7 protein-coding genes are annotated in these 13,507 nt (G+C 70.3%); 3 read left to right on the plus strand and 4 right to left on the minus strand.

The genetic code is table 11. The features are described 5' to 3' along the window. Positions 1 to 138: 138 nt before the first annotated feature. Positions 139 to 3,399 carry a maltose alpha-D-glucosyltransferase gene (gene treS, locus AX737_RS27010; protein ID WP_066926871.1) on the plus strand — a complete coding sequence of 1,087 codons (3,261 nt, stop codon included), beginning with the start codon at positions 139 to 141 and terminating at the stop codon, positions 3,397 to 3,399. Next, the gene (gene glgB, locus AX737_RS27015) at positions 3,400 to 5,676 is read left to right on the plus strand and encodes a 1,4-alpha-glucan branching protein GlgB (protein ID WP_066926873.1); all 2,277 of its coding nucleotides are present in this window, start codon (positions 3,400 to 3,402) and stop codon (positions 5,674 to 5,676) included. A gap of 166 nt (positions 5,677 to 5,842) precedes the next feature. Here the strand turns inward: glgB and glgA are convergent, their stop codons facing one another. Beyond that, the gene (gene glgA, locus AX737_RS27020; RefSeq protein WP_066926876.1) at positions 5,843 to 7,369 is read right to left on the minus strand and encodes a glycogen synthase GlgA; all 1,527 of its coding nucleotides are present in this window, start codon (positions 7,367 to 7,369) and stop codon (positions 5,843 to 5,845) included. Positions 7,370 to 7,535: 166 nt separating this feature from the next. After that, positions 7,536 to 9,122, minus strand: coding sequence for an alpha-amylase family glycosyl hydrolase (locus AX737_RS27025; protein ID WP_066926877.1), 1,587 nt, complete (start codon positions 9,120 to 9,122; stop codon positions 7,536 to 7,538). A 448-nt stretch (positions 9,123 to 9,570) separates the two neighbouring features. Between AX737_RS27025 and AX737_RS27030 the strand changes: the two genes are divergently transcribed. Continuing rightward, complete coding sequence (locus tag AX737_RS27030; RefSeq protein ID WP_238229330.1) at positions 9,571 to 12,009, plus strand: glycogen/starch/alpha-glucan phosphorylase; 2,439 nt, start codon at positions 9,571 to 9,573, stop codon at positions 12,007 to 12,009. A 128-nt stretch (positions 12,010 to 12,137) separates the two neighbouring features. On the opposite strand, the gene AX737_RS27035 is transcribed toward AX737_RS27030, so the two are convergent. Both AX737_RS27035 and AX737_RS27040 read right to left on the minus strand, forming a co-directional pair. After that, entirely contained in the window at positions 12,138 to 13,067 is a 930-nt protein-coding gene (locus AX737_RS27035) for a ferredoxin--NAD(+) reductase (RefSeq protein ID WP_066926881.1), read from the minus strand. 32 nt (positions 13,068 to 13,099) lie between these two features. Further along, on the minus strand, positions 13,100 to 13,450 hold the full coding sequence (locus tag AX737_RS27040) for a hypothetical protein (protein ID WP_066926883.1): 351 nt from the start codon (positions 13,448 to 13,450) through the stop codon (positions 13,100 to 13,102). Positions 13,451 to 13,507 lie beyond the last annotated feature (57 nt).

The raw sequence follows: 13,507 nt of genomic DNA on the forward strand, positions 1-13,507 counted from the left end.
GACCAGACACCGACCCGGCGCGCTCTGCCGCGCTGTTGCCGCGATGATGCGGTCAAGCCGCATCTCGCCCGTTCACGCGCCGACCCCCGTCGGGCGGGACCGGCTCCGACCCGCCCCGACGCATGAGGCAGCGACGCGATGATCGATCGCAGCGATCCGCAATGGTACCGTGACGCCATCATCTACCAGATCCACGTCAAGTCGTTCTTCGACTCGAACAACGACGGGATCGGCGACTTCGCGGGGTTGACCCAGCGTCTCGACTACGTGCGCGATCTCGGCGTCACCGCGATCTGGCTGATGCCGTTCTATCCCTCGCCGCTGCGCGACGACGGCTACGACATCGCCGATTACCGGGACATCAACCCGTCCTACGGCACCATGGAGGATTTCAAGGCCTTCGTGGCAGCGGCGCACGAGCGCGGCCTGCGCGTCATCACCGAGCTCGTCATCAACCACACCTCGGACCAGCATCCCTGGTTCCAGCGGGCCCGCGAGGCGCCTCCCGGCAGCCCCGAGCGCGACTTCTACGTCTGGTCGGACACCGACGAGCCGTACAAGGACACCCGCATCATCTTCCTCGACACCGAGGTCTCGAACTGGACCTGGGATCCGGTCGCCAAGCAGTATTTCTGGCACCGCTTCTACTCGCACCAGCCCGACCTGAACTTCGACAACCCGGCGGTGCTGGAAGCCGTCATCGAGGTGATGCGCTACTGGCTCGACATGGGCGTCGACGGGCTGCGCCTCGACGCGATCCCCTACCTGATCGAGCGCGACGGCACGAACTGCGAGAACCTCTCCGAGACCCACGACGTCATCAAGGCGATCCGCGCGGCGCTCGATGCGAGCTACCCGGACCGGATGCTGCTGGCGGAAGCCAACCAGTGGCCCGAGGAGACGGCGCAGTATTTCGGCGACGGCGACGAGTGCCACATGGCATTCCACTTCCCGCTGATGCCGCGCATGTACATGGCGATCGCCCGCGAGGACCGGCATCCGATCACCGACATCATGCGCCAGACCCCGGAGATCCCGGAGGGCTGCCAGTGGGCGATCTTCCTGCGCAACCATGACGAGCTGACGCTCGAGATGGTCACGGCGGAGGAGCGCGACTACCTCTGGTCGTTCTACGCCGCCGAGCGCCGCGCGCGCATCAATCTCGGCATCCGCCGCCGCCTTGCGCCCCTGCTGGAGAACGACCGGCGCAAGATCGAGCTGATGAAGTCCCTCGTCCTGTCGATGCCCGGCACGCCGGTGCTCTACTACGGCGACGAGATCGGCATGGGCGACAACATCTATCTGGGCGACCGCGACGGCGTGCGCACCCCGATGCAATGGTCGCCCGACCGCAACGGCGGCTTCTCGCGCGCCAACCCGCAGAAGCTGTTCCTGCCCTCCGTGCAGGACCCGATCTACGGCTTCGACGCGATCAACGTCGAGGCGCAGGTCCAGGCCCAGACGAGCCTGCTGAACTGGACGCGGCGCATGATCGCGATCCGCAACAACTCGGTCGCGCTCGGCCGCGGCACGATCCAGTTCCTCTATCCGGCGAACCGCAAGGTGCTGGCCTGGATCCGCGAGTTCGAGGGCGAGCGCATCCTCTGCGTGGCCAACCTCTCGCGCGCGCCGCAGGCCGTGCAGCTCGACCTGTCGGAACTCAGGAGCGCCGTCCCGATCGAGCTGACGGGCGGCACGGAGTTCCCGGCGATCGGCGAGTTGCCCTACCTGCTCACGCTGCCGGCCTACGGCTTCTACTGGTTCTCGCTCTCCTCGGCGAACACGGGCGCGGTCGGCCCGCAGCGCGAGGCGCCGGAGCTGTTCACGCTGGTGCTGACCGGCGGCATCGAGTCCCTGGTCGCGGGCCGCGAGCGCACGGCCTTCGAGCGGACCGTGATCCCGCCCTTCCTGGCGAGCCGTCGCTGGTTCGGCGCCAAGGGCTCGCGCATCAAGGGCGTGCAGATCATCGATTGCGCCGTGCTCAAGGAGGGCGAGGGCGAGGCCCGCTTCCTCCTGCCGCGCGTCACCGTGAGCTTGGCCAACGGGGAGCGCCAGGACTACTTCGTGCCCGTCGGCGTGGACGAGGGCCGCGAGGACGAGACCCTGATGACCTACGCGGTGGCCCGCGTCCGCCGCGGGCCCCGCACCGGCTTGCTCTACGGCGCCGCCGCCTCCAGCGACTTCGCGGTCGCCCTGATCGACGGCATGCGCGACGGCCGCGAGATCCCGACCGAGCGCGGGACGCTCGTCTTCTCGAAGACCTCGGCCTACGATCCCGAGATCACCTACGAGGCCGGCGAGGTGCGCCGCCTCTCGGCGGAGCAGAGCAACACCTCGATCGCCATCGGCTCGAAGATGATGCTGAAGCTGCTGCGGCGGCTCCAGCCGGGCACGCATCCCGAGGTCGAGGTCGGGCGCTTCCTCACGGAGGTCGCGCACTTCACCAACACCCCCGCGCTGCTGGGCACTCTGGAGCACGTCGCCGAGGACGGCACCCGCACGGCGCTCGCCGTGTTGCAGGGCTACGTCCTCAACCAGGGCGACGCCTGGACGGTGATGCTGGAGGGCCTGCGCCGCGACTTCGAGACCGTGGTGCTGGCCCCTGAGAGCGAGGCGCCGCCGCCGGAGGAGGCCTTCGGCGCGCACCTGCGCTGGGCCGACCTCCTCGGTCGCCGCACCGCCGAGCTGCACCGGGCGCTCGCGACCGACAGCGACGACGCGGCCTTCCAGCCCGAGACCTTCGGCGAGGACGACCTCGCGGTGCTGGCCCGCGACGCCCGCCTCCAGGCCGAGCGCGCCTTCGCGGGCATGAAGACCGTGGTGGAGCGCGGGCTCGACCGGCCGAACGTCGCCGAGCTCTACGGCCGCCGCGGCGAGGTCGAGGCGCTGATCGCCGGGCTCACCCAGGGCATGCCGCGGGGGGCGCACAAGACGCGCATCCACGGCGACTACCATCTCGGCCAGGTGCTGGTCTCGGAAGGCGACCTCATCATCGTGGACTTCGAGGGCGAGCCCTCGCGGCCGGCGGACGAGCGCCGCGCCAAGTCGACGCCCCTGCGCGACGTCGCCGGGATGCTGCGCTCCTTCGCCTACGGCGCCGAGACGGTGATCCGCGAGATCGCGAGCCGCTTCGCCGATTCGGAGGGGCGCGGGCGCAACGCCGCGGTGGCGTGGCTCGGCATGATCAACGAGGCGTTCCTGGCCGGCTACGCGGACGCGGTTCGCGAGAGCCCGGCCGCCGTCACGGATGCGGCGACCCAGGACAATCTCCTGCGCCTCTGTCTGCTGATCAAGGCGCTCTACGAGATCGATTACGAGGCCAACAACCGTCCGGACTGGATCGAAATCCCGGCGCGCGGGGTTCTCAATATTCTGGACGAACGCACGAAAGGCGCTTGAATGACGGCGATCGACGACAGCTTCGCGAGCGGAACCGAGCGCGGATCTGCTCCGCCCCGGGCCGCCGAGGCGCCGCCGCCCGCCGCGCGTCCGAGCCTGCACCCGGACGCGATCAAGGCGGTGATGGCCGCCGACCACGGCGACCCCTTCGGGATCCTCGGTCCGCATCAGGTCGGCCCCGGCGCCTGGGAGGTCCGCGCGGTGCTGCCCGAGGCGCGCGCCGCCACGCTGCTCACCGCCGGGCGGAGCATCCCGTTCGAGCGGCGCCACCCGGACGGCTTCTTCGTCGCGTCCGTGAAGAGCGAGGGCCGCCCGCTCTACGAGATCGAGATCGAGGCCTGGGACGGCGCGCGGCGCAAGCGCTACGACCCCTACAGCTTCGGCTCGTCGATCGAGCAGCACGACGTCAACGCCCTGCGCGAGGTCGGCACCAACGTCGTCTACCGCGTGCTCGGCGCCCAGCTCGGCAACCTCGACGGCATCGACGGCTTCCGTTTCGCCGTCTGGGCGCCGAACGCCCGGCGCGTCAGCGTGGTCGGCGACTTCAACGAGTGGGACGGCCGCCGCCACCCGATGCGGCAGTGGCAGGACGGCGGCGTCTGGGAGCTGTTCGTCCCGGGCCTCAAGGTCGGCCAGGCCTACAAGTTCGAGATCCGCGGGCCCGACGGGTCCGTGCTACCCCTGAAGGCCGACCCGGTCGCCTTCCGGGCCCAGCACCCGCCCGAGACCGCCTCCGTCCTCAACGGCGCGACCCGCTACGCGTGGCAGGACAAGGGCTGGATGGAGACGCGCGGCGCGCGCGACCCGCGCCACAGCGCCATCTCGATCTACGAGGTCCATCTCGGCTCGTGGGCGCGGGTGCCCGACGAGGGCAACCGCTACCTCACCTACAAGGAGATGACCGAGCGCCTCATCCCCTACGTCAAGGAGATGGGCTTCACCCATATCGAGCTCCTGCCGATCACCGAGTACCCGTTCGACGGGTCCTGGGGCTACCAGCCGGTCTCGCTGTTCGCGCCGACGAGCCGCTTCGGCACGCCCGAGGAGTTCGCGGCCTTCGTGGATGCGGCGCACGCGGCCGGCATCGGCATCCTGCTCGACTGGGTGCCGGGCCACTTCCCGCTCGACGCGCACGGCCTCGGCCTGTTCGACGGCACGCATCTCTACGAGCACGCCGACCCGCGCCAGGGCTTCCACCAGGATTGGGGCACCTACATCTACAATTTCGGGCGGACCGAGGTGGCGACGTTCCTCGCCGCCAACGCCCGGTTCTGGCTGGAGCACTATCACCTCGACGGCCTGCGCGTGGATGCGGTCGCGTCGATGCTCTACCTCGATTACTCGCGCCGCGCGGGCGAGTGGATCCCGAACCAGTACGGCGGCAACGAGAACCTCGACGCGATCAACTTCCTGCGCGCGACCAACGAGGCGACCTACAGCCACGCGCCCGGCACCATCACGGTGGCGGAGGAATCGACCTCCTGGCCCGGCGTCTCGCACCCGACCTACACGGGCGGCCTCGGCTTCGGCTTCAAGTGGAACATGGGGTGGATGCACGACACCCTGCAGTTCATCTCGAAGGAGCCGATCCACCGGCGCTACCACCACCACGACCTGACCTTCGGCCTGCTCTACGCCTTCTCCGAGAACTTCGTGCTGCCGCTCTCCCACGACGAGGTGGTGCACGGGAAGGGCTCGCTGCTCGGCAAGATGCCGGGGGACCGCTGGCAGAAGTTCGCGAACCTGCGCGCCTATTTCGGCTTCATGTGGGGGCACCCGGGCAAGAAGCTGCTCTTCATGGGCGGCGAGTTCGGCCAGGAGAAGGAGTGGAACCACAACCAGTCGCTGGACTGGCACCTGCTCGACGATCCCCTGCACCGGGGTGTGAAGGACGCGATCCGCGACCTCAACCGCCTCTACACGTCGACCCCGGCCCTCTACAGCCGCGACGTCGAGGCGGGCGGTTTCCAGTGGCTGGTGGCGGACGACCAGGACAACAGCGTCATCGCCTGGGCCCGCAAGGGCCGCGAGCCGGGCGAGATCGCGATCGTGGTCTCGAACTTCACGCCCGTGCCCCGCGAGGGCTACCGCATCGGCGTGCCGGAGGCGGGCTTCTACCGCGAGGCCTTCAACTCGGACGCCGAGGTCTACGGCGGCTCGAATGTCGGCAACCGGGGCGGCCTGCACAGCGACGACAGCCCGAGCCACGGTCAGGCGCAGTCCCTGAACCTGACCCTGCCGCCGCTCGGCACGACGATCTTCGTGCTGCAGCGCTGAGAACGCGAAAGGCGCGCGGGTGAATCCCGCGCGCCTTTCGAAGTCATGGTTTCGAAAGGTCCACGACCTTTCGCGGGTCCAGGGCAGCGCCCTGGTCGGCGAAGCCAAGCTCGGGGCTCCGCCCCGAACCCTGCCAAAGGGCCTCAGGCCCTTTGCAATCCCAGGTTCAGGCCGCGCGCCAGCGCGGGGCGGCGTTGCCGAAGGCGCGGGCGTAGAGGGCCGCGTAGTGGGCCGCCGAGTTGTCCCAGCCGAAGCTGCGGCCCATCGCGGTCCGGCGCATCGTGTTGAGGCGCTTCTTCTGCCCGAAGGTGTCGAGCGCCCGCCGCACCGCGCCGCCGAGGCCGCCCTCGTCCCGCTCCGAGAAGCTGAAACCCGTCACCCCGTCCTCGACCGTGTCGGCAAGGCCCCCGGTGCGCCGCACGATCGGCAGCGAGCCGAAGCGCTGGGCGTACATCTGGGCGAGGCCACAGGGCTCGAAGCGCGAGGGCATCAGAAGGAAGTCGCTGCCCGCGAACATCCGGCGGGCATCCGCCTCGTCGAAGCCGACATGCACGCCGACAGCCTCCGGGTACCGGCAGGCGAGGCTTCGCAGGGCGTTCTCGAACCGGCCCTCGCCCTGGCCGATCACCACCATCTGGCCACCCTCGGCCACGATGGTCTCGGCCGCCTGGATCGACAGGTCGATGCCCTTCTGGTGCACCAGCCGCGACACGATGGCGAAGAGGGGGCCGCGCGAGACCGCGAGGCCGAAATGCTGGCGCACGGCCTCGGCGTTGGCGCGCTTGCCCTTCCAGTCGTCGGCCTCGAAGCGGGTGGCGAGGTGCGGGTCGGTGCGCGGGTCCCAGCTCTCGTCGATGCCGTTGAGGATGCCGGCGAGACGACCCTGGCTGGCGCGGGTCCGCAGGAGGCCGTCGAGACCGCAGCCCATGTCGGGCGTCTGGATCTCGCGGGCGTAGGTCTCGCTCACGGTGGTGATGTAGGAGGCGTAGTAGAGACCGGCCTTCAGGAAGGAGAGCTGCCCGTAGAACTCGACGCCGTTCACCTGGAAGGCGGAGTCCGGCATGCCGAGCCGGGCGAGATTGGCCTGCGGGAACAGGCCCTGGTAGGCGAGGTTGTGGATCGTCAGCACGCTCGGTACGCGCAGGCCCCGCCAGGCCAGATAGGCGGGTGCCAGCGCCGCCTGCCAGTCGTTGAGGTGCAGGAGGTCGGCGCGCCAGGCGGCATCCGCGCCGACCGCGATCTCGGCGGCCGCGAGGCTGAGCCGGGCGAAGCGCAGGTCGTTGTCGCCGAAATCGCCCCCGGCGTCGCCGTAGGGCGTGCCGTCGCGCGCGAACAGCTCGTCGTTGATGAGGACGTAGATCTGCAGCCCGTCCTCCGTCTCGACGAGGCCGAGATCGCAGGCCGGGACGCCGGCATAGCCGTTGAGGCGCGCGACGACTGGGATGTCGGGATGGGCCGCGCGGACCTGCCGGTAGCCGGGGATCAGCACGCGGACGTCGAAGCCGCGGCGCAGGGCGCGCGGCAGTGCGCCGGCGACCTCGCCGAGGCCGCCGGTCTTCACGAAGTCAGCCATCTCCGGCGTGGCGAACAGCACGCGTGGCTGGAGCGAGGTCCGGGAATCGAGGATTGGATCGGGTGCAGGGCTTGGCTGCGGCTCGTGGCTGTGATCGCCCGAACAACCCCAGAAACTCATCGCAGCGTTCTCGATACGGGCACGTCGCCCGAGACGGGCTGAGGCGCCCGCGGCCAAGTTCGTCATGGCAACGCTTCCGGACCGAGTCGGTTCCTGTGCGTTGCACAAACCAGGCCAGGCAAACACGGCTTTTTTCCGGTTCACGCTGCGATGCGGCAACCCCGTGTCAGGACTGCATCAGAATGAGGCCCTCCGCCCCGCCCAGTCTTATCCGCCCGGCGCCTCGCTCCCCTGCGCGGCCGCCCCGGCTCGAGAGGAGGATCGTCCAGGCCTCGTTCTCCGGCAGGGGGATCTCGTGCGCGGCGGTGCCGAAATTGAGGATCACCCGCAGGCGCGCCTCGCCCGCGCCGCGCTCGTAGGCGAGGATGTCGGGTAGGCCGAGGGCGATCGTGCGGTAGCTGCCCACCGCGAGCGCGTCGTGCTCGCGGCGCAGCGCCAGCAGGCGGCGGTAGAGCGTCAGGATCGAGCCCGGCACGTCCTGCAGGCACTCGACGTTGCGCGTCGCGTGGTCGGGCGAGAGCGGCAGCCAGGGCTCGGCGGCGCTGAAGCCCGCCTGCGGCCCCGGCTCCCACTGCATCGGCGTGCGCTCCGGGTCGCGGCCGTGGCCGGGCTCGTTGATCTCCCAGGGGTCGCGCACGCGATCCTCCGGGATCGGCACGTGGCCGAGGCCGAGCTCGTCGCCGTAGTAGAGGGTCGGCGTGCCGCGCAGGGTGAGGAGCAGCATCGCGGCGATGCGGGCCTGGTCCTCGCCGATGCGCGCGGCGATGCGGGGCTGGTCGTGGTTGCCGAGCACCCAGTTCGGCCAGCCGCCCTCGGGCAGGCCCGCCTCGTAGTTCTCCACCAGCTCCCGCACCGCGTCGGCGCGCCAGGGCGTCTGGATGAGCTGGAAGTTGAAGGGCATGTCGGCGCCCGAGAGGTCGGCGCCGTAATAGGCCATCAGCCGTTCCAGCGGCAGGTAGATCTCGCCGATCAGCACCCGCTCGCCGTAGGCGCGCAGCACGGCCCGCATCTCGGCGATGACGTCGAGCACCTCCGGCCGGTCGGCGGAGTAGACCTGATGGAAGCGGTTGATCTCCGGCAGGTGCTCGGCGAAGTGCGGGTTGGCCGGGTTGTCGCGGAACGACTCGTCCTTGATCAGGTGCCAGATCACATCGACCCGGAACCCGTCGACGCCGCGCTCCAGCCAGAAGCGCAGCGCGTCGTACATCGCCGCCCGCACGGCGGGGTTGCGCCAGTTCAGGTCCGGCTGCTCGCGCAGGAAGGCGTGGTAGTAGTACTGGCCGGTCGTCGGATCGAGCGTCCAGGCCGGGCCGCCGAAATTCGAGAGCCAGTTGTTCGGCGGACCGCCGTCGGGCCCCGGGTCGCGCCAGATGTACCAGTCGCGCCGCGGGTTGTCCCGCGAGGCCCGCGCCTCAGCGAACCACGGATGGGCGACCGACGAGTGGTTCGGCACGAAGTCGAGGATCACCTTCAGCTTGCGCCGATGGGCCTCCGACACCAACTGGTCGAAGTCGGCGAGCGTGCCGAACAGCGGATCGATGCCGCAATAATCCGCCACGTCGTAGCCGTAATCGGCCATCGGCGAGGGGTACACGGGAGAGATCCAGACCGCATCGACGCCGAGCCAGGCGAGGTAGTCGAGCCGGGCCGTGATGCCGGCGAGGTCGCCGACGCCGTCGCCGTCGCTGTCCTGGAACGAGCGCGGATAGACTTGGTAGACGGTGCCGCGCTTCCACCAGACGGTCTCGGTCATGTCGGCCCTCGTGCGAGTCGTGCCGACTCGTTGGCTTGCGCTGACAGGGTTAGCTCTTCGGCGCCGGCGAGGCGACCCGATGCTGAGCCGGCCGCCGGGATCGATCGGGCGCATTCAGCATTGCTTCAACCGGAGTGGTGAAAACTGGTCCCTGGTCGGGCAATTTGTGTCGAACGCATCACAGTGCGGGCGGCACATCGCTTGCAGAGGCCGATTCATGCCTCAGACACGCCTTCACACGGCCGCAACGCGGTCGCAGGATCATCAGCCCCGAACGCCGGGCCGGCCATCCAGGAGCACTCCGGGTGCGGCAACGGACGCGCAAAGACGCAGCGGGGCCTTGAATGGGGGATTTGACGTGCTCAACGAAGTTCTTTCTCCGTCCGCCGCCGGTGTCGAGAAATCGGATGACACGCTCGTGACGGCCGGGAAAGCCCCCGCACGGAGCGTGCGACCCTCCGTCCCGAGCACGGGTGACGCGGTGGTCGACCTGCGCGAGGCGATCCGCGCCAAGCTCGCCTACGCGATCGGCCGCACGCCGGAGACCGCGCGGGAGCGCGACTGGTTCGCCGCCACCGCGCTGGCGCTCCGCGACCGGATCGTCGATGCCTGCCTGGCGGCCGAGAAGCAGGTCCCGAACAAGCGCGTCTACTATCTCTCGCTGGAGTTCCTGATCGGGCGCCTTCTGTCCGACGCCATGAACAATCTCGGTCTCGTCGAGACCACCCGGAAGGCGCTCGCCGAACTCGGCGTCGATCTCGGCACGGTCGAGGGTGCGGAGCCGGACGCCGCGCTCGGCAACGGCGGCCTCGGGCGCCTTGCCGCCTGCTTCATGGAGAGCATGGCCTCCATCGGCATCCCGGCCTTCGGCTACGGCATCCGCTACGACCACGGCCTGTTCCGCCAGTCCTTCGAGGACGGCTGGCAGCGCGAGGCGCCGGAGACCTGGCTCAGCGAGGGCAACCCCTGGGAGTTCGCCCGGCCGGCCGCGACCTACACGATCGGCTTCGGCGGCTCCGTCACCATGTCGATGGTGAGCGAACGCGTCATCCGCCGCACCTGGCACCCGGCCGAGACCGTGCGGGCGGTGGCCCACGACGTGCCGGTGGTCGGCTGGCGGGGGAAGACGGTCAACACGCTCCGCCTATGGAAGGCGGAGGCCGAGGCGCCGGTCGATCTCGGCCAGTTCAACGGCGGCGACCACGTGGGCGCGGTGGCGAACCGCATGCGCGCCGAGGCGATCTCGCGGGTGCTCTACCCGAGCGATTCCTCGACCGCGGGCCAGGAACTGCGCCTGCGCCAGGAATACTTCTTCACCTCCGCGTCGCTGCAGGACCTCGTGCTGCGCCACGTGGCCGAGCGCGGCGACGTGCGCTCGCTGCCCGACCACGCCGCGATCCAGCTCAACGACACGCACCCGGCGATCGCGGTGCCGGAGCTGATGCGCATCCTGCTGGAGGACCACGGCCTCACCTGGGAGGATGCGTGGCACGTCACCACCAACACGCTGAACTACACCAACCACACCCTGCTGCCCGAGGCGCTCGAGACCTGGCCGGTCGAGCTGATGGAGCGGCTGCTGCCGCGCCACATGCAGATCATCTACCTGATCAACTGGATGCATCTCGAGCAGCAGGGCAAGAGCGGCAAGAGCGACGCGGCCCATCTCGCCTCGGTCTCGCTGATCGACGAATCGCACGGGCGGCGGGTGCGCATGGGGCACCTCGCCTTCCACGGCTCGCGGCGGGTGAACGGCGTCTCGGCGCTGCACACCGAGCTGATGCGCGAGACGGTCTTCGCCGACCTGCACGCGCTGGAGCCGGAGAAGATCGTCAACAAGACGAACGGCATCACCTTCCGGCGCTGGCTGCACAACGCCAACCCGGGCCTGACGAAGCTTGCGGTCGAGACCCTGGGCGAGGGCGTCCTCGACAACCCCGAACTCCTCAAGGGCCTCGACGCCTACGCCGCGGATCCGGCCTTCGTCGCGCGCTACGCCGCCGTGCGCCGCGGCCGCAAGGAGGCGCTGGCCGAGGTGATCTACGACCGCACCGGGGTCACGGTCGATCCGTCCGCCCTGTTCGACGTGCAGATCAAGCGCATCCACGAGTACAAGCGCCAGCTCCTCAACGTGGTCGAGACGGTCGCGCTCTATCAGGCGATCAAGGCCGAGCCCCACAAGGACTGGACGCCGCGGGTCAAGATCTTCGGCGGCAAGGCGGCGCCGAGCTACACCCAGGCCAAGCTGATCATCAAGCTGGCCGCCGACGTCGCCCGCGCGGTCAACGACGACCCGGACGTCGCCGACCGGCTGAAGGTGGTGTTCCTGCCGAACTACTCGGTGAGCCTCGCCGAGGCGATCATCCCGGCGGCCGACCTCTCCGAGCAGATCTCGACCGCCGGCATGGAGGCGTCGGGCACCGGCAACATGAAGCTGGCGCTGAACGGCGCGCTCACGGTGGGCACGCTCGACGGCGCCAACATCGAGATCCGCGACCATGTCGGGGCGGAGAACATCTTCATCTTCGGTCTCGACGCGGCGGGCGTGCGCGCCCGCTCGGCGGAGCCGCACTACGCCCGCGACGCGATCTGGAACTCGCCGCGTCTCGCCGCCGCGCTCGACATGATCGCGTCCGGCCGGTTCTCGCCCGAGGAGCCCAACCGCTTCCGGCCGCTGACCGACGACCTGCGCCACCGCGACCAGTACCTGCTCACCTGCGACTTCGACGATTACTGGCGGGCGCAGCGCGAGATCGACGCCGCCTGGAACGACCCGCGGGGCTGGTGGAAGCGGGCGATCCACAACACGGCCCGGATGGCGTGGTTCTCCTCCGACCGCTCGATGCGGGAATATGCCGAGGAGATCTGGCGGGTGAAGACCGCCTGAGCCGGGTTCGAAGCGAGCGCCCCATCCCGAGAGGGACGGGGCGTTTTCTTTTGGCCAGCCATGCTGCGAAGGTCTGATGCGCGGCTTCCCTCTCCCCGCAAGCGGGGAGAGGGGGCCCCCTCGGGTAGTCAGCCCAGATCCACCGGGATCGGGTAGCAGCGCGCCCCCACGGACGCGGCCAGCACCTGCACGGCGCCGACCGTCGAGGCGCAGCCTGCCACATGCACCACGTCGGTGGCGCGCAGCGTCGGCAGGTGGGCGGTGAGCGGGCCCGGCCGCACGTCCGGCGGGCGCTGGCGTCCGCGGTCGGCGGTGAGGACGAGGCGGGCGACGCCGGTGCGGCGCAGCCAGTCGAGGCTGTCGCGCATGTAGAGGTCGAGCGCGTCGCGGGCGCCGACGATCAGGTGCAACTCGCGGGCGGGCTCGATGTAGCGGGCCGCGTGGGCGATCGACCAGATCGGCGCGAAGCCGGTGCCGGCCGCGACGAGGACGAGCCGGCCGCCGCCGGGGCGGTACTGGCCGCGGCCGACCGGACCCTTCACCTTCACGGCGGCCCGCGGGGCGAGCGCCTCGACGAGGCTGCCGTCCCGCTCGCAGCGCGGCAGGTGGAAGACCAGCTCGTTGAGTTCCGTCGTCCCGGCGATCCGCAGGGTGGGGGCCAGGGTGAGCGGGGCCAGCCCCTCGAAGCTCACCGCGACCTGATGGCCCGGCTCCAGATCGATGCGCTTCGTCAGCGTGACGACCGCCTCGACGACGTGCGGGCTCAGCACCCGCACCTCGCTCAGGGAGCCCTTGCGGCTGGCCTGCGGGAGTGCGCGCGCCTCGGCGGGCTCGATCGTGCGGCCGGACAGGGGGGCGGTCTTGAGGGCGTCGGGCCGCCTGCTGCGGGCCCGCGCTCGCCGCACGGCCGGGCCGGGGCCCTGCCCGAGCAGGGCGGTTCCGTGAAGGGCCTGCATCGGCCCGATCATACCCTCGGCCAGCGCAGCCTCGACGGGCGTGTCGCCGGTTGAGACGCGCACGGACTTGCCGTTGACGATGAGCGAGCAACGCGCGCTCATGGGCGTCTCCTGGTCAGCGGAATGAGAGTGGTTCAGCGCAGGCGCAGCAGCAGGTCGTCGACCAAGCCGGCCCAGCGCGCGCGCACGGCCGCGGGGTCGGCCGGATCGGACGCGGCGGGATCGGCGAGGCGGGCGCGCAGGCTGGCGGCCTCGCGGCGCTCCGCGTCGAGCACGGCTTTGAGCAGGGCGAGCTCGGCCTCGAGGGAGGCGACGTCGCGGGCCTCGTCCGGCGCCGCCGCGTACGCGGCCTCGTCCACGACGGGCTCCGACGCGGCCACCTCGGCGATGTACCGGGTGTGCTCCAGGCGAATCGGGCGGGCGATCAGCCGACGCACCACGTCGGCCCCTACGGTCTGATCCAGTTGACGCGCCGCCTCGGCCATACGCCCCTCCACTCGACAAGGCCGCCGCGCAAGCCTGCGCGCGGAGGGCCGTCCTTC

Source organism: Methylobacterium sp. CCH5-D2, assembly GCF_001556475.1.
In the GTDB taxonomy this organism is placed as follows: Bacteria; Pseudomonadota; Alphaproteobacteria; order Rhizobiales; family Beijerinckiaceae; genus Methylobacterium; species Methylobacterium hispanicum.